Source organism: Legionella israelensis, assembly GCF_004571175.1.
Classification (GTDB): domain Bacteria; phylum Pseudomonadota; class Gammaproteobacteria; order Legionellales; family Legionellaceae; genus Legionella_D; species Legionella_D israelensis.
In genome coordinates this window covers 2,057,792-2,081,810 of the sequence record NZ_CP038273.1, presented here as the reverse complement: position 1 = coordinate 2,081,810, position 24,019 = coordinate 2,057,792, and the positions used below count along the sequence as shown (strand labels likewise).

The following is a 24,019-nucleotide window of genomic DNA, read 5'->3' as shown; positions in this document are numbered from 1 at the left end:
GATTCACAAGCGTTTAAACTCATTTTGTATCATGCCCTGAATGATTTCAGGATATATGGTCAAGACAATCAGCCAATTAGTACGAGTTAGCTTCACACATTACTGCGCTTCCACACCTCGCCTATCAACGTCGTCGTCTTCAACGGGCTTCAAGGGAAAACTCATCTTGAGGAAGGCTTCCCGCTTAGATGCTTTCAGCGGTTATCCCGTCCGAACTTAGCTACCCGGCCATGCCACTGGCGTGACAACCGGCGCACCAGAGGTTCGTCCACTCCGGTCCTCTCGTACTAGGAGCAGCCCCTCTCAATTTTCCTACGCCCACGGCAGATAGGGACCGAACTGTCTCACGACGTTCTAAACCCAGCTCGCGTACCACTTTAAATGGCGAACAGCCATACCCTTGGGACCTGCTTCAGCCCCAGGATGTGATGAGCCGACATCGAGGTGCCAAACACCGCCGTCGATATGAACTCTTGGGCGGTATCAGCCTGTTATCCCCGGAGTACCTTTTATCCGTTGAGCGATGGCCCTTCCATTCAGAACCACCGGATCACTAAGACCAACTTTCGTTCCTGCTCGACACGTCCGTCTCGCAGTCAAGCACCCTTATGCCTTTACACTCTTGGTACGATGTCCGACCGTACCGAGGGTACCTTTGTGCTCCTCCGTTACTCTTTGGGAGGAGACCGCCCCAGTCAAACTACCCACCATACACTGTCCTCAACCCGGATTACGGGCCTAAGTTAGAACCTCAATAACAACAGGGTGGTATTTCAAGGTCGGCTCCATGCAAACTGGCGTTCGCACTTCATAGCCTCCCACCTATCCTACACAGTCATCATCAAAGTCCAGTGCAAAGCTGTAGTAAAGGTTCACGGGGTCTTTCCGTCTAGCCGCGGGTACACTGCATCTTCACAGCGATTTCAATTTCACTGAGTCTCGGGTGGAGACAGTGTGGCCATCGTTACGCCATTCGTGCAGGTCGGAACTTACCCGACAAGGAATTTCGCTACCTTAGGACCGTTATAGTTACGGCCGCCGTTTACCGGGGCTTCGATCAACCGCTTCTCCTGCCACCGCATTACTCGTATCTGTGCGTTGAACCCCTCTTTCGCTCAGTCATTTACCCAATGTAAACGCCTTCGCTCATTCGTCGTTCACCTTCATCTACAAGCAATCCGGTGGCAGGATAACAGCATCAATTAACCTTCCGGCACCGGGCAGGCGTCACACCCTATACGTCTTCTTACGAATTTGCAGAGTGCTGTGTTTTTAATAAACAGTCGCAGCCACCTGGTCTCTGCGGCCTCCACCAGCTCATTACGTAAAGCAATTCACCAGCAAAGGCGTACCTTCTCCCGAAGTTACGGTACCATTTTGCCTAGTTCCTTCACCCGAGTTCTCTCAAGCGCCTTGGTATTCTCTACCTGTCTACCTGTGTCGGTTTGCGGTACGGTTCTCCGTAAGTTATGGCTAGCAGCTTTTCCTGGAAGCATGGCATCAGTGACTTCTCTGCGCATCGAAATGCCAGAACCACTTCGCACCTCAGCGTTAACAAGAAACCGGATTTGCCAAGTCTCTCCGCCTACATGCAAGTACCAGGACAACCATCGCCCGGCTCACCTAGCCTCCTTCGTCCCCACTTCACCACTTACAGAAAGTCCAGGAATATTAACCTGGTTCCCATCGACTACGCATCTCTGCCTCGCCTTAGGGGCCGACTCACCCTGCTCCGATTAGCGTCGTGCAGGAATCCTTAGACTTCCGGCGAGAGGGTTTTTCACCCTCTTTATCGTTACTCATGTCAGCATTCGCACTTCCGATACCTCCAGCTCACTTCTCAGTCAACCTTCATCGGCCTACAGAACGCTCCCCTACCACGTGTATCACTACACATCCGCAGCTTCGGTGTATGATTTTAGCCCCGTTACATCTTCCGCGCAGGCCGACTCGACCAGTGAGCTATTACGCTTTCTTTAAAGGATGGCTGCTTCTAAGCCAACCTCCTGGCTGTCTATGCCTTCCCACATCGTTTCCCACTTAATCATACTTCGGGACCTTAGCTGGCGGTCTGGGTTGTTTCCCTCTCCACGACGGACGTTAGCACCCGCCGTGTGTCTCCCGTGGTCCAATTATCCGGTATTCGGAGTTTGCATCGGTTTGGTAAGCCATGACAGCCCCCTAGCCGAAACAGTGCTCTACCCCCAGTAATCAACCCACGAGGCGCTACCTAAATAGCTTTCGGGGAGAACCAGCTATCTCCGGGCTTGATTAGCCTTTCACTCCTAGCCACACGTCATCCGATAATTTTTCAACATTACCCGGTTCGGACCTCCAGTTGGTGTTACCCAACCTTCATCCTGCACATGGCTAGATCGCCCGGTTTCGGGTCTACTCCCAGCGACTATCGCTCTATTCAAACTCGATTTCTCTACGGCTCCCCTATCCGGTTAACCTCGCCACTGAAAGTAACTCGCTGACCCATTATACAAAAGGTACGCAGTCACCTAACCTAAGTCAGGCTCCCACTGCTTGTACGCAAACGGTTTCAGGTCTATTTCACTCCCCTCTCCGGGGTTCTTTTCACCTTTCCCTCACGGTACTCGTTCACTATCGGTCAGTAAGGAGTATTTAGCCTTGGATGATGGTCCACCCATCTTCAACCAGAATTTCGCGTGTTCCGGCCTACTTCTCCGCGTGCCTAGTTCTACATCAATGCTTCGTGTACGGGGCCTTCACCCTCTCCGGCTTACCTTCCCAGATAATTCCACTCACATCAACGCTAAATCACGCCAGGCTCCTCCCCGTTCGCTCGCCGCTACTAAGAGAATCTCTCTTGATTTCTTTTCCTTTGGGTACTTAGATGTTTCAGTTCCCCAAGTTCGCTTCCATACCCTATGTATTCAAGTATGAATGACTAATAAATTAGCCGGGTTACCCCATTCGGACATCCCAGGTTCAACGCTCGTTTTCAGCTCCCCCAGGCTTTTCGCAGAATACCACGTCCTTCTTCGCCTCTTACTGCCAAGGCATCCACCGTTTGCGCTTCTCTTCTTGACCATATAACCTCAAATCACTCAAGACTATATCCAACATGAAGACAATACTTCTTCGCTTGTGTTACCTCGTCGTCTCTAACCTCACCCAATCAGCAACAAAACCAATCAGTCTCAGCTAAAAACTTCAATCTCTACCCTAATTTTTAATGAACCTCTGAATCATCAGAACAAAAGAATAAAAACATCCATCCCTTTGTTCTGACCACTCAATGCCATCCTGCCAAACAACCCATCCCCTTGGTGGAGCCGAGGAGGATCGAACTCCTGACCCCCTGCGTGCAAGGCAGGTGCTCTCCCAGCTGAGCTACGGCCCCTTTCTTTTGCTGCGGCTTTTTTCCTTACTTCGTTATCCGCGTGCGTTCGTGCTGTCACGTACGGATGTACGCGCCTTCACTTCCTTACACGGATGCCTCAATTAAGGCAAAAACCCCTGGCAAAATGGATGAATACTTCTTGAAAACAAACTGTGTGGGCGTTTTGAGGATTTGTCGCACCTTTTATCTTTATATTTAAGGAGGTGATCCAGCCGCAGGTTCCCCTACGGCTACCTTGTTACGACTTCACCCCAGTCATGAACCACACCGTGGTAAACGTCCCCCCGAAGGTTAGACTATCTACTTCTGGTGCAGCCCACTCCCATGGTGTGACGGGCGGTGTGTACAAGGCCCGGGAACGTATTCACCGCGACATGCTGATTCGCGATTACTAGCGATTCCGACTTCATGGAGTCGAGTTCCAGACTCCAATCCGGACTACGAACAGCTTTTAAGGATTCGCTCCAGGTCGCCCCTTCGCTTCCCTCTGTACCGTCCATTGTAGCACGTGTGTAGCCCTACCCGTAAGGGCCATGATGACTTGACGTCGTCCCCGCCTTCCTCCGGTTTGTCACCGGCAGTCTCCTTAGAGTCCCCACCATAACGTGCTGGTAACTAAGAATAAGGGTTGCGCTCGTTACGGGACTTAACCCAACATCTCACGACACGAGCTGACGACAGCCATGCAGCACCTGTACCAGTGTTCCCGAAGGCACACTCGCATCTCTGCAAGCTCCACTGTATGTCAAGGGTAGGTAAGGTTCTTCGCGTTGCATCGAATTAAACCACATGCTCCACCGCTTGTGCGGGCCCCCGTCAATTCCTTTGAGTTTTAATCTTGCGACCGTACTCCCCAGGCGGTCAACTTATCGCGTTTGCTGCGCCACTAACTTTCTCTATAAAGCCAACAGCTAGTTGACATCGTTTACAGCGTGGACTACCAGGGTATCTAATCCTGTTCGCTACCCACGCTTTCGTGCCTCAGTGTCAGTATTAGGCCAGGCAGCCGCCTTCGCCACTGGTGTTCCTTCCGATCTCTACGCATTTCACCGCTACACCGGAAATTCCACTGCCCTCTCCTATACTCCAGTCCAGCAGTCTTATCTGACCAGCCTAGGTTAAGCCCAGGAATTTCACAGATAACTTACCAAACCACCTACGCACCCTTTACGCCCAGTAATTCCGATTAACGCTCGCACCCTCCGTATTACCGCGGCTGCTGGCACGGAGTTAGCCGGTGCTTCTTCTGTGGGTAACGTCAATCCAGTCAGCTCTTAACCAACTGAACTTCCTCCCCACCGATAGTGCTTTACAACCCTCAGGCCTTCTTCACACACGCGGCATTGCTGGATCAGGGTTCCCCCCATTGTCCAATATTCCCCACTGCTGCCTCCCGTAGGAGTCTGGGCCGTGTCTCAGTCCCAGTGTGGCTGTCCATCCTCTCAGACCAGCTACCGATCATAGCCTTGGTAAGCCCTTACCTCACCAACTAGCTAATCGGACGTAGGCTAATCTTAAAGCGCCAGGCCATAAGGTCCCCAGCTTTACTCCAAAGAGCATATGCGGTATTAGCCCGAGTTTCCCCGGGTTATCCCCCTCTCTAAGGCATATTCCTACGCATTACTCACCCGTTCGCCACTCGCCATCAGTCCAGCAAGCTGGACCATGCTGCCGTTCGACTTGCATGTGTTAGGCATGCCGCCAGCGTTCAATCTGAGCCAGGATCAAACTCTTCAGTTCAATACCTAGCGCTAGTCTACACTAGCTTCTTTTCTTCAAGCACTCCAAATTCCTTCAAAGCGCCCACACAGTTTGTCTTCTAACTTCTTAATGAACTCGCCCCAAAAGCGTCTGCACATTCTAACCATTTCTCATCTACTGTCAATCGCTTTTTTTACTTTTTTTGAAAAATTAAATTCTGCTCTACATAATCCTGTACATTGTTTAATCTTTTCTTCCGATCAAGATAAAAAGAAAGAACAACAGCTACACCTAAAACAATAATCAACAGTGAAAGAGCCTGGGGATAGCTAAAACCTAAAAAGAGCATTTTCCCGATAAGCGGCTGCAAAAGCAGGGCGCTGCTCATAAGGATCATGTTTGAAGTTGAAAGCGCAGTGCCGCGATGGCTTACCTTCACGGCATCTTTGACAACAGCAAATACTTGTATATATCCCGATGAAAAAAAACCTAACAAAAGTAACAAAAAATATAGCGCCCATAAGGACAAATGTGGAATATAAACCACAATCATCAGCAGCAATGTCGTCGCAAGAGCAAAAAAGCCTAAGAAAAGGCGTCTTTTATCCTCGTAATAACGCACAAGCCAAGCAAGAAAAGGACCGCCTATGCCTATGCCCAGAAAAATCATTGATATAAGCGAACCTACCGTATGTAAAGAGATGGGATGATATTGATGCTCAATAAAAGAAACACCCCACAATGTAGCAAAAACGTTAATAATGGACACCATGGCAAAGCCATAGAAACCAGCTATCCAGACCTGTTGATTCAAAAGAACTTGTCCTAAGATGGTAGGCAAAGAACCGCGTTGATACTCTTCTTCCTGGCTTAAATAATCAGCCTGATCATGAATGAACAAAGCCACCAAAAGGGTGATCAGTAAAACCATAAAACCTACAATCATCAAGGTTAATCGCCATCCATAATGAGTAATGACCCAGGCCATTCCTATTTCACCTAGAGTCACACCCATCATAGCCAGTGTTTCAGCTAACCCGACAAATAAAGCAAATTGACGACCTGAAAACCAGGTTGCCGTCACATAGAGCATTCCGACAAAGCCAAATCCGCTACCCATGCCCATCAGCAGACGAGAAACAAAAGCCTGCCAATAAACCTGGCTGTATGCTAACAGAAAAATACCGGCGGCTAGTATCATTGAAGCTGTGATAAGCACCTTACGAGCACCCAGACGATCATAGGCTAATCCTACAGGAATCTGCATCAACACATAGGTTATAAAAAAGGCGGCAGAAAGCGAACCCACCTGTGTCGAGGTCAAATTGAAATCCATTTTCCATGATGCTGCCATTAAACCAGCAGTGGCCTGCAGAAAAAACTGAAACAACACAAAGCTGGTCGCAATCGCCCAATTTAATACGGGTAATATTGTTTTTTGTTTTATCATACCTGCCCCAATGAGAAAAATGAGTTATCCATCGCATAACACACTAAATTTTAGATTCAGAATGAATTAACAGCTGCATTTAAGAAAAAATGATCAGAGAAACTTTATTTTTTATGAGGGTATTCATCCATTAGTTTCTGAAGCGAAAATTTATATAATTTAGAGCAAATTCCAGTTTGAGGCGAATAGCCTGTTCTACTTAACGAACTCCATCTAAAATTTACACCTCAGGCAAATTCGCTGCCAAAAATCTAATGAATGACGCGCCCTAAAACAGCTTGAGTTATTAAAAGATAAATCATCCGCAAATATTGCTCAAAATCAAAACAAAACCTTAAAACTCAACGTCAATTGGTTAAATTTTAACTCAAAAGTGAGTAATATAAAACCAAAAAATAAGATCATATAGCCATTCCCCTCATCGTATATTTAATGTGCTCGAGATAAAAGGCCTAATGATTCTAAAATAAATATTTGCCTCGCAAAAAAGTAAATTTATTGCACTGAGTTCAGTCAAAAAGCTGATAACAGTAAGAAAACCACTTGCTTGCTTATGTTGAGCTGATGTTATAGTTATAGTTATAGTTACATCTATGGATAAAACAGGGAGTCAATATGAAATGTTATGCCATAGCCGTTAAGTTTGGCGCTGAAAAAATGGAGTGGGTAACCGCTCATAGCAGCTTATGGACCAGTGTATTCTTCCAAAATATGGAAAAATATTATGAGTTGGAAGTTGAAAAATTTCTACAGGGCATGAAGCCGGGCGATCAACATATCGCGCAAAAAAACGGTTATTGTCTACATGCTCAAAGGCACATGGATGATTATTGTATCATCATTACCGATCAGCTTCTCAGTAGAGGCCAGCTTGCCCATCTAACCACTTATCTGCTCGTGCTCGAAGAAAAAGTAAATAAATCCATCGTCTTTAAAGATTTTGAGCAATATTGCAGCGATCGTAAGCTCCGACAAATCAAAGAAGAGCTAGAAGAAACCAAAAAAATCATGACCGACAACATCGATAAGCTTCTGGAACGCGGGGAGCGTATTGAACAATTGATAGAAAAAACGGAAGAGTTATCCAGAAATGCCAAGCAATTCAAACATGAAGCAGAAGAACTGAACCGTTGTTGGCCGAGCTGTACGATACTTTAATCGTTAATTTTTCCAATCGTCATCATAGATATTTTTGAGCTGGATAACATCCGCTCTGTTGTAAAAAATGAAAATTTTTCTTTACAAAACAATCAGAAGTTACGGTTGCGGAGAAAAATTTTTAATGGATTGAACTTCAGCCTTACGCGCAGATTTTTTTAAATTAAAAAACGATACCCTGTATTACGATGGCAAAGAAATGATGATTAAAAATAAGCTAAAATTAAGATGAGTAGAATTAACCAGGGTATTAGTTATGATCAGGCACTTAAACATTTTAGCTATTGTCTTATTTCTACTTCCTATTGTTTCACAGGCAGAAACTATATATAAAGGAGCATCCCCCTATGGAAAAATGGTAGAAATTCCTAATCCAAATAAACAATTATTGCCAAATCCCTTTCCCGTTTATAGTAACGACGATGTTGTGATTATAAATCATCCGATGCCAGGATTTAGTAAAATCAATATTCCTCTAGACAACGGTTATAAGAAAAATCCTGGTTGTTACATTATGTGTTATTCCCACCAACAAGGTTTATACAAAGCAGCAAAAGATATTTATGCCCAAGGTATGGTACGCGTAGCCGGCACTTATGATAATAATAGAATTTGTCAACCAACAGGCGATGAACAACAAGTTATCAGTGCCATGCAAAAATATAAAGATCTGTGTAACCACAAAATAAAAAATTGTGCAAACGATTGCTGGGCTGGTGGTGATACCGGTGGATGGTATGGAATGCAATTAAATCCATAATAAACTCATGTTACGCACTAAACCTTGCTGCTCCCTGAAATTTAATTAAAATTTCATCCCTGATTTTTAGGGAGGAAGATTTAATGGATATGCTTGATATTTATACTGACTATTTAATTTGCCAGAATAAATATGCCACAGCTACAGGTTTATCGGAGATGTTGGATGGTGAATTTGCGCACGACAAGGTGACACGATTTTTACGACTACAAGATTTTGGTTCCAAAGCGCTCTGGAATTATGTCAAGAAGTCAGTCAGGGAGAGTGAAGCATCAGACGGTGTTCTTTTATTGGATGACTCGATTGAGGAGAAGTCTTATACCGATGAGAATGAAATTAATTGTTGGCATTATTCCCATGCTAAAGGTGATGTGGTCAAAGGGATTAATATCCTGACCTGCATGGTTCGGTATGGTGACTTCAGTGTTCCTGTTGGTTATGAAGTTATCAAAAAAGACGTTGCTTTTTGTGACATTGAAACAAGGCAAGCTCGCAGAAAGTCATCCACGACTAAAAATGAACTTTTTCGCAAGCTTATCGCACAAGCGGTTAGTAATCATGTGTTGTTTGACTTTGTACTTGCGGACAATTGGTTTGGCTCGAAGGCCAATATGGCTTACATCCATAATGACCTTCAAAAATCGTTTATTATTGGGATTAAATCTAATCGAACCTTAGCTTTATCCAAAAACGACGCCAACAACGGACGGTACACAAAAGTCAGAGAATTAGAGCTTGAAGAGGACATAGCCCACACAGTCTATCTCAAGGGATTAGACTTCCCAGTGAGGCTTTTGAAGAAAATTTTCAAAAACGAAAATGGTTCTACAGGTGTTCTCTATCTCGTTTCTAATGACATGACCAGTAGTGCCGAACGTCTTTATGAAGTGTACCAGAAACGGTGGCGGATTGAAGAGTATCACAAGTCAATTAAACAAAATGCAAGCCTGAACAAATCTCCAACCCGCACGGTTAAAACACAATCCAATCATATCTTTGCCGCAATCATTGCATACTGCAAACTGGAAATGATGAAAATAAAGACAAAATTGAATCACTTTGCCATCAAGTACAAATTAATACTCAGGGCTAACCAAATTGCCATGCAGGAGTTAAAAAATATGGCTCGTTAAAGTCAATTGTGCGTAACATGAGTAATAAAGAGAAGAATAGAGATATAGGTTCTGTGCACTTATTCAGGTTGTAAATTCGGCTGATTTTCTCAAGTTTTCGCTACAACAAAAATGATAAGTGCACAGAACAGAGGATTAGCCGTTGTGCTACAGTATTGCTGTTAGATTGTTTGATGTGGACAGAGGACGATAACTGTTCTTGAGCTTTGAGGAAAAAGAGTACTAGCCAACTGACTGTTTTTTTGCTAGTCTCTGCAATTCATGTATGGTGGTTGCAGGGGTCCCCCCGCGACGATAGATCATGAACCCCGTCAGGCCCGGAAGGGAGCAGCGGTAGTGATTGATTCGTGCACGGGGCATGGCTCCTGTAATCGCCGCCCAAATTTTGTGAAAGCCCTTATGAGCTATCTAGCACTAGCGCGCAAATGGAGGCCACGTACTTTCTCTCAATTGGTCGGCCAGACACATGTCAGTAAAGGTTTGATTAATTCGCTTAATCAACAGCGCTTACACCATGCCTATTTATTTACTGGTACGCGAGGGGTCGGCAAAACCAGTATTGCGCGACTTCTGGCAAAAGCGCTCAACTGTGAACAAGGAATCAGTGCCGAACCTTGTCTAAACTGTGAGAATTGTCGAGCCATTGAGCAGGGGAGCTGTATTGATCTGATTGAAGTGGATGCCGCTTCAAGAACAGGCGTAGAGGATACGCGGGCCTTGCTCGACAATATCCAGTATGCAGCGACCAGTGCCCGCTTCAAGATATATCTCATCGATGAGGTACACATGCTTTCCCAGCACAGCTTTAATGCTCTGCTGAAAACCCTGGAAGAGCCACCCCTTCATGTGAAATTTCTACTGGCTACGACGGACCCGCAAAAACTACCTGCAACGGTCTTATCAAGATGCTTACAATTCCATCTCAGGCACCTGTCTGTTGAACTTATCAGCAAGCATTTAGCCTATATTCTGAAAGAAGAAAAAATTGCTTATGAAGCAGAGGCCTTAACCTTGCTTGCACAAGCGGCCAAAGGCAGCATGCGTGACGGTTTAAGTATACTTGACCAGGTGATCGCAAGTTGCGACGGCAAGATTCTTACACAGGAGCTTAAACATCTTCTTGGTTATACACAGCAGGATTATGCGCTGCAAATTTTACAGGCGCTGGCTGAGCAAAATGCAAAACAGCTTCTCGACTTAAGCCGGCAAATTGCTATGGAAGGCTCCCATTTCAACCATGTGCTTGAAGAAATCATTCAATACTTACATCAAATAGCCATTTATCAAACCTTACCCGAGCTTCAAACTGAAACGGTGTTTACAGGAGAAATAACGCAACTTGCAAGCCTGTTTTCAGCAGAAGATATTCAATTATTCTATCAAATTGCTATTAAAGGAAGTGAGGAAGTACATCTTGCACCTACATTAGCCATTGGCTTTGACATGACTATTCTGCGCATGTTGACCTTCAGACCTGCGCCAACAGCAAAACAGCCGCCTTTGGCCTGGGAAATGAAGAACAACATGGAAAACAACATGCTCAAGCCTTCTGCCTCTTTGGACAAAGAGGAAAAGCTAAACAATGATTCTATAAATACAGAAGAAAAAGTCTCTTTGCCAGAACCGGCGCTGAAAGCCGGCGAAGAAGAGCATTGGACGGTGATTCTACCAAAGCTTAAACTCCGTGGACTTACGCTGAATGCCGCTGAAAACATGGAATTGCTTCATAAGGAGAGCGGACGAATCCATTTCAGGGTCACCAAAGGACATTTGTCTCTTTTTACTCCCGCGGTTATTCAACGCATTGAAACATCACTAACAGATTATTATCGACAAACGATTAAAATTAAACTGTGCAGCGAGGGCCTTGTGAACGATTCACCTGCGCAGCAAAAACAGCGCCACAAAGAGGAAAATTTAAAACTTGCCGAACAGGCTCTCAATGACGATCCGATCTTTCAGCAAATTCAAGAGGATTTTTCTGCCAAAATTATTAAAAATTCTATTGAGCCCTTGCAAGATGATTTATAATTAAGTAACACAACAACGATGAGGTACACATGGATATTAATCAAAATCTTGGTAATCTGATGAAAGAAGCGCAAAAGATGCAACAACGTATGCAGGAGGCGCAACAGGAATTAAGCAAACTCACTGTAATCGGTAAGTCCGGTGGGGGTATGGTAGAAGTTGAAATGAATGGCCGTCATGACGTTTCAAAATTTAAAATCAATCCTTCCTTGCTGGACGATGTTGAAATGCTGGAAGACCTTGCAGCTGCTGCTGTTAACGATGCTGTGCGTAAAATTGAAAAAGCGTCCAAAGAAAAAATTGGTCAGTTAACCGCTGGTTTAAATTTACCAACGGATTTAATGGGACAAGGTGATAAAGAGGAATAATCCCAAACATGGAAATGATAAGCAGCCTGGTGAACGCTTTCCGCTGTCTGCCGGGCATCGGTCCAAAATCAGCCCAACGTATGGTCTATCATTTATTGCAATACCAGCGACAACAGGGCTTGCACTTGGCCCAATGTCTAGAAAAGGCCATGCAAAGCATTGGTCACTGCCAACGCTGTAATAATTTTACCGATCTTAACCTTTGTTCTCTTTGTCAAAATCCCGACCGAGACTGGTCCACACTTTGTGTGGTTGAAAGTCCATCAGATCTAACAGCCATTGAACAAAGTTACGCTTATCAAGGCGGTTATTTTGTACTTATGGGAAAGATTTCTCCCATTGATGGGCTTGGACCGGAAGAAATAGGACTTCCCCAGTTACGCTCTTTAGTCCTTAAACATCAGGTGCAGGAAGTCATTCTCGCTTTAAGCCCAGGCATTGAGGGACAAACTACGGTTCATTTCATTCATCAATTATTACAGGGTCAACCCATAAAAATCAGTCAGCTTGCACACGGTATCCCCTCTGGTGGAGAACTTGAATATTTGGACAGCAATACGATTGGCAGCGCGCTTCGTAACAGAGCCATCGTGAATATCTGATAAGATGATGAAAAAAAAGCTTTTTAAAATAATTCAAATCCTTACTGTTTCTCTGATTTTATCTTTTTTAGCACAACTTTCTTCTGCTACCAGCAATAAACATCACTGGCCGATGTGGGAAGCTAATAACCCTCTGTCAAAAAAACGAATTTCCCATCAGGAGTGGCAAACCTTTCTTGAGCGCAACGTATTTACGAATAAAGAAGGCATTAATATGATTGATTATGCCAACATGGCTCAAGAAGATAAAAAATTGTTGCGAAACTATCTGCATCGCTTGTCGACTATTAATATCGATAATTATAATCGAAAAGAACAATTGGCTTATTGGATTAACCTCTATAACGCCTTAACGGTAAGAACGGTAGCTAAATACTATCCTGTCACCAGCATCAAAGACATTAAAATTTCTCCAGGGCTTTTCAGTATAGGTCCTTGGGGAGCTAATTTAATTGTCGTAACCAATACTGCTTTATCCCTTGATGAAATAGAAAATCGCATTATTCGACCCATTTGGAATGATCCGAGGGTTCATTATGCCCTTAATAATGCCAGCATTGGGGCAGCCAACCTCAGTAAAAAAGCTTACCAGGGAGACACGCTCGATGAGCAACTTAATGAGGCGGCCACAAATTATATTAATTCATTGCGCGGAGTGCAGGTGATTGAAGGCAAGCTTATTGTTTCAAAAATTTATGAATGGTATGCCGAAGATTTTGGTGAAAATAAACAGGATATCCTTGAGCACATCAAACAAGTTGCAAGAGAACCCTTGCGCAGCCAGCTCAAACATATCAATACCATTGACAGCTATGTTTATAATTGGCATTTGAATGCCCCTGCTCTTTCTTAATTAAACATCGATGTTCTTATCGTCCCCTTTCCTCGATTTTTCAAATGACCTAAGTTCGCTATCCATCTCATATTTGCTAAAATTTGAGCTAAAATCATTTTCATTTCATGTAAGATATATCCATGCGATCTAAAATTTTCAGTCATTTTTTACTATTTAATCTACTTTTTTTTAGTTTACAGCTTATCTTTATCCTCAATAAAAGTAGCAGTTTCATTAGTGCTGTCCCACTTCCATGGCAAGTACACACGGAATTGCTGTTAACCCTTTTTATTCATATTGGCCTCTACTGCATTTTGTCTTTTATACAGAGTCTATTGCTGATGGGGGTAATGGCCCACTACCGGCATTTTTTCACATGGCAGCAGGGATTAATCATTATTTGGGCATTAACCGTTTGCGCATTAGTCACAGCCAATATTTATTTTTTCCCCTTAAGTCTATTCAGTAAACTGTTTTCACCACCTATTCCGAGAAGTATTGTTACTTTTCTTCTACTGCTCTCGTCAGGCGTTCTGACTTTATTATGTATCAATGCGCTTTTAAGTCCTTTTCGAAAGTCTTTCATCATCATTTCTGTCGCATTATTTATTGTGTTTTTTGCTCATATTCCAGGCATCTTGCAGAATAAAAAATCATCTGAAATACATAAAAAGCCCAATATTATTCTTATAGGCATCGATTCTTTAAGCCCAGACAATATCAACAAGGAAAACATGCCTCACCTGACCCGTATTCTTGAAAACAGCACGATATTTACTGATACCATTAGCCCATTGGCAAGAACATACCCCGCCTGGACCAGCATTCTTACTGGGCTTTATCCTAAACGGCATCATGCCCGTTATAATTTAATTGCCAAAAACATGGTTAAAAGCCCAGCCAGCATTGCCTGGGATTTAAAACGACAAGGCTATCTGACCGTTTTTGCCACTGATGATCGTCGATTCAACAGCATAGGAAAAGAATTCGGCTTTGATAAAACGATTGGTCCGCAATTTGGCGTGAATGATGTGATACTAGGTGCTTTTAATGATTTTCCCTTAAGTAATTTGTTGATTAACTTACCCGCCGGCTACTGGCTCTTTCCTTACAATCATATGAACCGTGCTTCCTATTTTTCCTACTACCCACAAACCTTTAACAAACAGCTTAAAACACAAGTAAAGCGGCTGGAATCAAAAAAGCCGCTCTTTTTAATCGTACATTTTACCTTACCACACTGGCCTTATGCCTGGGCTGTCTCCTTACCGGCACAGGTTAAGGATGAATATAGCATGGAAGAACGGGAACAGCTGTATAAAGCAGCTTTAAAGCGTGTCGATTTTCAGCTGGCTGATACGGTTAACTGGTTAAAAAAACAAAGCTATCTCAATAATAGTTTTTTGATGTTTCTAAGTGATCACGGCGAAGCATTGTATGTAAAGGGTTCAAGGCCAATCACATTAGAAAAATATCAGGGCGTCAAACCAAGCCCATTTTTTGATTATTTAAAAAGAAAAACAGCAACAGAGTTAGACAAAAGTGCAGGACATGGCTCAGATTTATTAAGCCCGGAGCAATATCGCTGTCTTCTGGCTTTTAAATGGTATTCTCAGGGGAAGCTCATTAACAAGCCCGCAAAAATAAGTACCAGAGTTAGTCTAATTGACGTTGCCCCGACTCTTTATGATTTTATGGATACTGCAAAGCAACGGAAAATGGATGGTATATCTTTACTCCGTCAAATTATTTATCCTTCCGCCCAACTTCCTGAAAGATCATTTTACCTGGAAAGCGGCATGCTGCCCAATCAGGCACTCACTCAGGAAAAAGCAAGGAAGCTGGGACAAAAACTGTTTATAGTAAATGCCTCTGGTGAGCTTGAGCTTAAGAAAGATCAACTTCCCTATCTTGATGAAATGAAGCTTTATGGCATTATATCCGGGGATTGGCTGTTGGCTTTGTATCCGGATGACAAGGAGTATATTACTGTTATTCAGAACTTATCCTCTCATCAATGGACCGATGATAAAGACAGTCCATTTTACAAAAAATCGAAAGCTGAACAATTACTTAAACAGCTTCAGAATTTTCTACTGCATTAAACAATTGCTCAAGGGATTTATTTTCTTTGACACCAAGACTGTCATACACAGTCAATATCCGTAAAACCGCATTTCGTTTTCTACGCCCTGGTTTTTTAAGCGGTTTACTAAAATCCACCGGATAGGCTTCTGTGAATATTTGGCGATGAGCCAGTTCTACACGCAGCGCTTCCATTATACTTTGAAGTGCCTGAAACACCCGAAAAACAGCTTTCTTTTCCGTCTCTTTTAATTCTGGCAGCCATCTCAGTTGCCGTTGTTCAATAACCGCTCGAAGGAGGCGTAATAGATAGCTGCTGTCCTTGTTAGCAAAATAACCATATAAATCCAGACATTCCGTAGTTTTAAGAGGCTTATAGAGCAAAGTCATTTTTTGTTGAAACTGTTGCTCATTAAATTCAGCTTCAATGCTTTGATGCATCAATGCCTGTTGTAATACCATCACTGCATCGATCAGTCGAGAAGGATTAAACCAGAATTTATAGGCACGAAACATGTCATACAATTTATTATCGATGTTTTTCTGATCATAACCGCCTATATGACTTACTTTGTATTCTTTTACGATCTGCTGTAAAGATTCTTTGCACAAAGGATTTACCTGAAATCTGATTCCCTGCAGCAACTCATCACCGTGAAACAACAGATCATTTACCGGGGGAATATGATGGTGAAGGCAGTAATGGATCAGTTGTTGTTGCAAATGTTCAATCACTTGATAAAGTGAATCCAGTCTAGTACGAACCGATAGTAATTTTTCAGACGGGATTTTCGCATCAAACAAGTGATCCGGGTTCAATTTAAAATAAAATACGGCATTAAAAAAATGAACAAATTCCTGATCTGAAAAAAAATACAGCCACGTCTGAATACCTGAAAGCGGATGGCTGAATAATACACTGATCAAGTCATAGACTTCTGTACTATAAATATTGCAAATTTCTACCAAATGTTTTAACCAAATATCGGGGGTTTTAGCTTTAAGAAGAACATCGAAGACTGAAACCTGGGGCTCAATCATGCTCGTGAAGTTATCCTCACTTTCTTTATTGAGCAAGACATATTTAAATTGACAGTATTGTCTGATTAAATCTTTGATATATTTTCTCTGATCACTCGGTAAAAAGCTTTTGGTCAGCTTTTGCTTGCCGTTCATAATCCTTGTATAAATTTTCTTTGCAGATACATTGGAAAAACTGCTGAAGTGGTCAGGATAAAAGGTTTCGCCATACATTTGCAGATAATCACAATAATGCTGAATGATTTGCTCACATAATGTAGTTACCTCAGTCAGAGGAAATGTTGCCTTATCAAAAGAACAATAGCTTCTATGCAAATCAAGTTCATATTGATTTAATTTATATTTGATCAGGGCTTTTTTCCGACAATCATCACTAAGCAACCATTGCAAATTTACTGAAGAATGATGAGTCATTTTTTACTCCTTAATCAACTTTGATAAAGAGCAAGCCATTATTTTTACTATAACAGGACTTATGAAAAAACCCTAATCTCTTCTCTCTTCGTATAAAGTTTTCAAGTCTGTTATTTAATTCGTCTAAATTATTGAAAACCCTTTATGCTTCGATCTTCTTTTGAAGTGTTTGAAAATAAGTAAAACAATTTTCTCTTGTTAAAAAATGGAAAGTCCTTGAATTTATTGCAAAATAAATTAAAATTTGTCAAAATTATAAACAAGAGTACTACTTTGGCTTAACTTTAATGGAAGAAAACGATTATTTACTTTTTTTTGATAAAGACCCGGTCGACCCAGAACTGGAAGATTATTTTAAAAATTTTAATATCAATATTGTTCAAAAAAGCAACTTAACAGCCGTTCAGCCCATGGCCACTTTACCAACGGCCATTTTAATCAGCTGGTCGCTATTGAAAGAGCAGCCGGACATGCTACAAACCATTTACCAATCGTTTCAAACACCGCTTATCGTCATTCAGGAGCATCGCGATGAACAAAGCTGTGTCAACCTCCTTGAAAAAGGTGCAGATGATGTGTTGGTCAAACCTTTACTTCCTCGAGAGCTGCACGCACGAATTAATGCTATCCACAGGCGCGTAACGGGTATGCAATCGCAAATGGCCGAGGATAAAGAAGTTTTAAAATTTGCCAATTGGCGTCTTTACCCTTCCTCCAGACAAGTGTTTGACGAGAACCATGAAGAACTAACCCTGAGTGCAGGTGAATACGATCTGTTATATGCATTTATACAGCAACCTCATCAGGTACTGACACGGGAATTTTTATCTCAGATCACCAAACACAGTGATCTTGGGCCCCTTGACCGGCGAATTGATGTACAAATCAGTCGTCTGCGTCATAAAATAGAACCCCAGGCGAAAAAACCCGGACTCATTAAAACTATTCGTAATGAGGGATATCTATTTACCGCGAATGTCTTGGTCCTGAAAGAAAGCGAGTTGTAGCTCACATTCCATACCGCGTACTCTGCCTCGACCTGGCTCATTTTCCTGAATTGTTACCCACAATAAAGAAACAAATCTAAAATCCGATCTTTTTTGTTATCTTTCCAGCTTTTACTATCTTGACGCTTTTTATCGTTTTCTCGCCAACCTTCAGAATTTCAATCCGATATTGCTCAATCATCAAACAGCAATCAGCCGGTGGTATATAACCCAAATACTCAATGATCAAGCCACTGAGAGTTCGCGGGCCTAGAGAAGGCAATTGCCAAGCCATTGCCCGATTGAGCTGACGTAAGGTAATGCTGGCGTCAACGATCACTGAACCGTCTTCCTGAGGAACGATATCACGACTTAAATCAGCAATATCTGTGGTAAATTCTCCCACCACTTCCTCAAGAATATCCTCCATGGTCACTAATCCCTGAAGATCACCATATTCATCCACCACAAAACAGCTACGTTTTTTCATTTTGCGAAAATTTAAAATCTGCACATTTAAAGGTGTACCTTCCGGTATAAAATAAGGTGTCTCGGCAATATTTAACAGTGTCTCTTTATCCAGTTGATCTTCTAAAAGTAAATGCAAAACCCTACGGAGATGGACCATGCCAACAATATTATCAATTGAATCGCGATACAAAGGCAGGCGGGTATGCTGCGTGGACTCCAATTGCTCGAGCACTTGCTGCCAGGATTGCTCCAAATCAATACCAACGATATCAGCACTGGGGACCATGATATCTTCCACTGTAGCTCCTTCCAGATCAAGCAGGCTCAACAGCATGCTTTTATGTTCCGACGGCAAAATCCCACCGGCTTCATGAACCATGGAACGCAACTCTTCTCCTGAGAGTGCCTCAGTGTGCACCCGGTTTACCGATAAACCAAAAAGACGAAGAATTGCTTTGGCTATCCAGGATATAATAAAAACAAAAGGGGCAAAAAGTATCTGTAAAATTCTCAATGGTCCCGAAGTAAGGAAGGCAACCTGCTGAGGATATAAAGCCGCCAGTGTTTTAGGTGTCATTTCGGAAAACACCAAAATTACCATCGTTAACAATATCGTCCCAATCGCAACTCCTGCATCTCCATAAACACGTTGACCAATTAGTGTAGTCACTGTTGAAGCCACAATATTAGCCAGAGTATTGCCAATTAATATCACGCTTAACAATTGATCTGGTCGCGAAAGCATTGTATAGACACGGATAGCTCTTTTATTTCCTTTTTTAACCAAATGTCTTAATCGATAACGATTTATAGACATTGTGCCTATTTCAGAGCCTGAAAAAAATCCCGATAAAAAAATAAGAAAAAGAAGAATGAGCGCCAGAGTAGTAAGAGAAAAATGCACTGAACTTCCTTATATTGAATAACAATACAAAAACCAATCATAACAAAAATGACAAAAAGCACCATTGCCTGAGATGATGCTTTTTATCCTTTTTATATTCCGATTTATTTATTAGATAACTCCAAAAATAAGAAATTTTAAAAAAACTATTGAGAAAAGACCATAATCTGCGTTATGTTGGAAGAACCCGTTATAAAAATGGGTTTAATAATCGTCATTTAAGGATAAATGATAAGTGTTCACAAAAGGAGGAGTTATGGCTAAAGGCGAAGTTAAATGGTTTAATAACGCCAAAGGTTGGGGATTCATCATTCCAGAACAAGGTGGAGATGATATTTTTGTTCATTTCTCAGCCATTAATGGTGCAGGATATAAAACACTTACTCCCGGGCAAATAGTGACTTATGATGTAGAAGAAGGAGAGAGAGGACTTCATGCATCAAATGTAACTGCGCTGGATGAGATAGCAGAAGAAGAAATGGCTTAGTCCCGCTAACAGAGTTTGTTAGAAATCAGCAGGCAAACGAAGTATGTTGCTGGCATGTTCATGTAAAAAACTCCATGACAGTGGGCTATTGATTTTTTAACAAGCTCTTGTTACCTATCTTCCTCACCATCGTATTTTTAGCATTTATGGTCAAAATCACTCTGGCAATTTTCAGCAAAAAAAGATGCAGACGCGCAATGTGTCAGTTGTTATACACAATCTTTATAATTTCTACATGCAAAATGAGGCCTCACCACTGATATCGGTAATATAAATCCACAACCAGGCTGGTGTTTGTCTTATCTTCAGGTATGATAAACGTAATGGGTCACTTCCAATGTTAAAGATTTATCTAACGGTAGGATTTTCGTTCAACATGGACCAAATAAGGCCGTTCAAGGAGGTTGATCTCTTGCTGATAAACAAGTTTAATTCATTTTTGATGATATGAAAAAAGGTTTGCTTCTCATTAACCTCGGAACACCTGAGCATCCCGATATATTCTCGGTGGGACGTTATTTGAGCGAATTTCTTGCCGACAAAAGAGTCATTGATCTGCCAGCTCCGTTACGGTATCTCTTATTATATGGCTTTATTTTACCTTTTCGTCTTAAAGCCTCTACAGCAGCCTACCGCTCCATATGGACAGCAAAAGGCTCGCCACTTTTATATCACAGCCAACGACTGGTCAAAAAAGTTCAGCAGAAAGCAGGAAATGAGTGCAAGGTCGTTCTGGGCATGCGTTATGGCCGTCCAAGTATTGATGAAGCGCTACAATCGCTTAAATCATGTGAACATATCACCATTTTACCTTTATACCCACAGTATTCATCAGCAGCCACAGGTTCATCCATAGAATACTGTCTCCATCTTATGAAAACACAAACCATTTTTCCTTCTCTGAAGATTATCAGAGATTTTTATCAACATCCTGCATTTATTAAAGCCCAAGCTGAACTTATCGCTCCTTTTTTTACAAAGCAGGATCACTTGTTATTCAGTTACCATGGTTTACCCGAACGACAACTGCTCAAAAAGGCATGTCCTGTTCTCTGCCAGAGAGAGTGTAGGCCCATGATGCTGGATAATCAGGCTTGCTACAGAGCACAATGTTACCAAACCTCCCGCCTGCTAGCGCAGCAATTAAACCTTACAGAAACTCAGTTCAGTACTTCATTCCAATCAAGGCTGGGCAAAACACCCTGGATCAAGCCCTATACCGACGAAATGCTCCCACTGCTCATCAGCAAAGGCATTAAACGACTCGTGGTCGCCTGCCCATCTTTTATGGCCGATTGTCTGGAAACGCTTGAAGAGATTGGAATACGGGCCAGAGAACAATGGCTGGCAGCGGGCGGTGAAGAACTCAAGCTTGTAACCTGTTTAAACGATAATGCATCCTGGGCTGAGGCGATATTGAAAATAACCAGAATCCATTCTTAATTCATGAGTTCCTCCAGATTCTACAGTCAGTAAACGCCCTTTCTCAGCCCCTTCCCAAAGCTTCTCTTAGGATAGCCGAGATGTTTTTTAGCACCCCATTCATACTATTGACCATACGCTATGCATTACAAATCTGATTTTTTGTGCTATATGAAAATAGAAGATGTTAAGGAGGAGAAAAATATGCCTAACAAGCGTTTTTCCGAGAGGCTTAATAATGAGCTCGATACCATCGGTGTACCTCAATCGACTTCTGAACGCATTGATGCCTTTGCCAAATTACTGAAAGTACCTAAATTTAAAGCAGAAGCTTTACTAAATGGCATGACCGTACCGGATGAACCATTGCTTTCCGCTATTGCTGAAGAGCTCGAGGTCAGCGCTGACTGGCTGATTGGCAAATCAGATGATAAGTCGGCGGCCAATTAAACAAGGATTCAAACTCTTTTTTATCCTCACAACAGATTGCCTTGAACCCCCGTTCGAAGTTTTAATGCTTCATAAACCACGTCAAATCAATGATTACTTCACTCCCGTCAGTAATAATGGTCAGTCTTCCGAAAATTCTGTGGGCAAATTCGGCTCATCAAATTTTTCAAATAAAGCCAGATGAAACAGAGCATCGCCGGTATTGGTTAAAGGGATATTCGATTTACCAATGATCACACCCTCTGCCGGGGAAAGAACGGCAATTTCATCCTCACCTAGCGGATCAACAATTAAAGCCAGCCTATCCTCTTTTTGCACCCTTTCTCCTAATGGCCTGGGGTGTGTAACCATGCCACTCATAGGAGCTCGAACCCAATAAGACGTTTTGGCAACCGCCACTCTGGAATCCAATGAGCGGGAAGATGATTTATGTGGTGAAATCATATGAAGTGAAGCCATGACTTTGAGAATACCTCTTACTCCAAGCCTGATAGCAAATTCATCAAAACGCAAGGCTTCTCCCGCTTCATACACGATCACTGGAATATCCAGATTGTCCGTGGCATGCCTTAAAGAGCCATCACGGAGGTTAGAAGGGAGCATTACCGGCGCTCCAAAGGACTCAGCAAGCAAGAAGGACTTCTGACAGGAGGCATTGTAACGAGTTTGAGGATAGTTTGAGCGGTGAATGGCTCCTGTATGTAAATCAATGCCATGTGTTGAATGCCGAACAACTTCTTTCATAAGCAAATAAGCCAGCCTCGATGCCAACGAGCCTTCTTCGGTACCTGGAAACTGACGATTCAAATCCCTTCTATCTGGTAAATATCGTGATTGAAGCAGAAAACCATAGACATTCACGATAGGTATGGTCATTAAGGTTCCATGCAGACGTTTGATTTGAGGTGAGTGATGCAAGCGCCGGATAATCTCCACACCGTTGATCTCATCTCCATGAATGGCCGCGGAGACAAAGAGTACCGGACCCTCTTTTTTGCCGTGAAACACATAAATGGGGACCTCGATGGGAGTCGATGTATGTAACATAGATAACGACAACTTTACACATCGTGATGAGCCGGCTTTAACCTCTTCGCCAGCAATAACAATACTTGCTCGTTTTGTCATCCTTGAAACCGTGTATGGATATTTTTAGGTTTGGCATGTTTTTCTATATATTGAATAATTTTAGCAGCAATATTCACCTGGGTCGTTTTTTCAATGCCTTCCAATCCAGGGGACGAATTGATTTCCAACACCAAAGGCCCATGGTTGGAACGAATAAGATCGACACCTGCAACTTTCAGTCCCATGGTTTTTGCCGCACTAACGGCAATAGCTCTTTCCTGAGGCGAAAGCTTCACCTTAACGGCTTTGCCTCCTTGATGAACATTGGCGCGAAAATCACCCTCTTTAGCCTGCCGCTTTATAGCAGCCACTACTTTGTCGCCAATAACAAAACAACGAATATCCGTACCATGTGATTCTTCGATAAATTCCTGCACCAGAATATTGGCATCCATTCCCTTAAAGGCATTGATGATGCTTACTGCCGATTGATGACTATCGGCAAGAATGACCCCTTTTCCCTGAGTCCCTTCCAACAACTTAATAACCAACGGAGCCCCACCCACCATACGAATCAAATCTTCCGTATCATCGGGGGATTGAGCAAAACTGGTCAAGGGCATAGGAATGCCTTTACGGGCTAATAATTGCAAAGCACGAAATTTATCCCTTGAACGGGAAATGGCAATCGACTCATTGACTGCGTACATTCCCATGGTTTCCATATGTCGTAATACAGCGGTCCCATAATAAGTAATCGATGCGCCTATGCGAGGAATAACCGCATCAAAACGAGGCAAAGCTTCACCTCCTCGATAATGTACTTTAGGATTTGAAGCCGCGACGTTTAAATAACAATAAAGAGGATTGATAATACTCACCTCATGGCCAGCCTCCTCGCCGGCTTCTTTCAATCTTTGGTGAGAATAAAGTTTTGGATTTGTAGCCAATATAGCGATCTTCATGTGTTTACATTCCAATATAAAGATGATGTTCAGTCTGTTTGTTCACATTCCATGTTGTAAATGGCTGCACTATACATCGCTCTTAGCGAATTCACCACTGCTTTTATTAAATTTAGGATCAAAATTTATCAGTAGCCACCATCTTTTATCTATTACTGATAAATTGATAAATAAATTATAGTGAAAATTTGATGTTAAGCTTTATAAGCTGGGGGAAGAATTATAGAAAAATGCAGTTCTTTTTTAAAACGGCTTTCAAAATGATCTACCGATGTAATGAAAAACAAGATCAAAGCTTAAGATAAATTCGCATTT

General features: G+C 42.5%; 17 protein-coding genes, 1 tRNA gene, 2 rRNA genes and 1 other RNA gene. 13 read left to right on the top strand and 8 right to left on the bottom strand.

The window, feature by feature from the left end:
- Window positions 1–55 precede the first annotated feature (55 nt).
- The 4 genes from E4T55_RS09465 to E4T55_RS09450 form a co-directional block, all read right to left on the bottom strand.
- Window positions 56–3,060, bottom strand: a 23S ribosomal RNA gene (locus E4T55_RS09465).
- Between the two features lie 237 nt (window positions 3,061–3,297).
- Window positions 3,298–3,373 (bottom strand) — tRNA-Ala (locus E4T55_RS09460).
- Between the two features lie 196 nt (window positions 3,374–3,569).
- A 16S ribosomal RNA gene (locus E4T55_RS09455) occupies window positions 3,570–5,113 on the bottom strand.
- The 16S and 23S rRNA genes sit together here with 1 tRNA gene alongside, the layout of an rRNA operon.
- Window positions 5,114–5,267: 154 nt before the next feature.
- On the bottom strand, window positions 5,268–6,524 hold the full coding sequence (locus E4T55_RS09450; protein WP_058501542.1) for an MFS transporter: 1,257 nt from the start codon (window positions 6,522–6,524) through the stop codon (window positions 5,268–5,270).
- Between the two features lie 615 nt (window positions 6,525–7,139).
- On the opposite strand from E4T55_RS09450, the gene E4T55_RS09445 reads away from it, so the two are divergent.
- The 9 genes from E4T55_RS09445 (at window position 7,140) to E4T55_RS09405 (ending at window position 15,516) form a co-directional block, all read left to right on the top strand.
- Entirely contained in the window at window positions 7,140–7,682 is a 543-nt protein-coding gene (locus E4T55_RS09445) for an R-SNARE family protein (RefSeq protein ID WP_058501541.1), read from the top strand.
- Window positions 7,683–7,938: 256 nt separating this feature from the next.
- A complete protein-coding gene (locus E4T55_RS09440) occupies window positions 7,939–8,442 on the top strand; it encodes a hypothetical protein (protein WP_058501540.1) in 504 nt (167 codons plus the stop codon).
- Window positions 8,443–8,525: 83 nt separating this feature from the next.
- Entirely contained in the window at window positions 8,526–9,575 is a 1,050-nt protein-coding gene (locus E4T55_RS09435; protein ID WP_115325221.1) for an IS701 family transposase, read from the top strand.
- A gap of 275 nt (window positions 9,576–9,850) precedes the next feature.
- Window positions 9,851–9,946, top strand: an RNA gene (gene ffs / locus E4T55_RS09430) — signal recognition particle sRNA small type.
- Window positions 9,947–9,974: 28 nt separating this feature from the next.
- Complete coding sequence (dnaX, locus tag E4T55_RS09425; RefSeq protein ID WP_058501961.1) at window positions 9,975–11,606, top strand: DNA polymerase III subunit gamma/tau; 1,632 nt, start codon at window positions 9,975–9,977, stop codon at window positions 11,604–11,606.
- A 29-nt stretch (window positions 11,607–11,635) separates the two neighbouring features.
- A complete protein-coding gene (locus E4T55_RS09420; protein ID WP_058501944.1) occupies window positions 11,636–11,974 on the top strand; it encodes a YbaB/EbfC family nucleoid-associated protein in 339 nt (112 codons plus the stop codon).
- Between the two features lie 8 nt (window positions 11,975–11,982).
- Window positions 11,983–12,576, top strand: coding sequence for a recombination mediator RecR (recR, locus tag E4T55_RS09415; protein ID WP_058501943.1), 594 nt, complete (start codon window positions 11,983–11,985; stop codon window positions 12,574–12,576).
- Window positions 12,577–12,583: 7 nt separating this feature from the next.
- On the top strand, window positions 12,584–13,429 hold the full coding sequence (locus E4T55_RS09410; protein WP_058501942.1) for a DUF547 domain-containing protein: 846 nt from the start codon (window positions 12,584–12,586) through the stop codon (window positions 13,427–13,429).
- A 122-nt stretch (window positions 13,430–13,551) separates the two neighbouring features.
- On the top strand, window positions 13,552–15,516 hold the full coding sequence (locus E4T55_RS09405; RefSeq protein ID WP_058501941.1) for a sulfatase-like hydrolase/transferase: 1,965 nt from the start codon (window positions 13,552–13,554) through the stop codon (window positions 15,514–15,516).
- Here E4T55_RS09405 and E4T55_RS09400 read toward each other — a convergent pair.
- On the bottom strand, window positions 15,485–16,951 hold the full coding sequence (locus tag E4T55_RS09400) for a hypothetical protein (RefSeq protein WP_058501940.1): 1,467 nt from the start codon (window positions 16,949–16,951) through the stop codon (window positions 15,485–15,487). The genes E4T55_RS09405 and E4T55_RS09400 overlap by 32 nt on opposite strands.
- Before the next feature lie 287 nt (window positions 16,952–17,238).
- Here E4T55_RS09400 and E4T55_RS09395 point away from each other — a divergent pair, with 287 nt between their 5' ends.
- On the top strand, window positions 17,239–17,958 hold the full coding sequence (locus E4T55_RS09395) for a response regulator transcription factor (protein ID WP_058501939.1): 720 nt from the start codon (window positions 17,239–17,241) through the stop codon (window positions 17,956–17,958).
- Window positions 17,959–18,034: 76 nt separating this feature from the next.
- Here the strand turns inward: E4T55_RS09395 and E4T55_RS09390 are convergent, their stop codons facing one another.
- Window positions 18,035–19,312, bottom strand: coding sequence for an HlyC/CorC family transporter (locus E4T55_RS09390; RefSeq protein WP_058501938.1), 1,278 nt, complete (start codon window positions 19,310–19,312; stop codon window positions 18,035–18,037).
- A 256-nt stretch (window positions 19,313–19,568) separates the two neighbouring features.
- Between E4T55_RS09390 and E4T55_RS09385 the strand changes: the two genes are divergently transcribed.
- The 3 genes from E4T55_RS09385 to E4T55_RS09375 all read left to right on the top strand — a co-directional run bounded on the left by E4T55_RS09385 (window position 19,569) and on the right by E4T55_RS09375 (window position 21,671).
- The gene (locus tag E4T55_RS09385) at window positions 19,569–19,799 is read left to right on the top strand and encodes a cold-shock protein (RefSeq protein ID WP_058501937.1); all 231 of its coding nucleotides are present in this window, start codon (window positions 19,569–19,571) and stop codon (window positions 19,797–19,799) included.
- A 447-nt stretch (window positions 19,800–20,246) separates the two neighbouring features.
- Window positions 20,247–21,242, top strand: a complete 996-nt coding sequence (hemH, locus tag E4T55_RS09380) for a ferrochelatase (RefSeq protein WP_058501936.1) — start codon at window positions 20,247–20,249, stop codon at window positions 21,240–21,242.
- Window positions 21,243–21,425: 183 nt separating this feature from the next.
- The gene (locus E4T55_RS09375) at window positions 21,426–21,671 is read left to right on the top strand and encodes a hypothetical protein (RefSeq protein ID WP_058501960.1); all 246 of its coding nucleotides are present in this window, start codon (window positions 21,426–21,428) and stop codon (window positions 21,669–21,671) included.
- 120 nt (window positions 21,672–21,791) lie between these two features.
- On the opposite strand, the gene E4T55_RS09370 is transcribed toward E4T55_RS09375, so the two are convergent.
- On the bottom strand, window positions 21,792–22,799 hold the full coding sequence (locus tag E4T55_RS09370) for a succinylglutamate desuccinylase/aspartoacylase family protein (protein WP_223168241.1): 1,008 nt from the start codon (window positions 22,797–22,799) through the stop codon (window positions 21,792–21,794).
- On the bottom strand, window positions 22,796–23,704 hold the full coding sequence (rimK, locus tag E4T55_RS09365) for a 30S ribosomal protein S6--L-glutamate ligase (protein ID WP_058501935.1): 909 nt from the start codon (window positions 23,702–23,704) through the stop codon (window positions 22,796–22,798). The genes E4T55_RS09370 and rimK overlap by 4 nt, the downstream gene beginning before the upstream one ends.
- Between the last annotated feature and the right edge of the window lie 315 nt (window positions 23,705–24,019).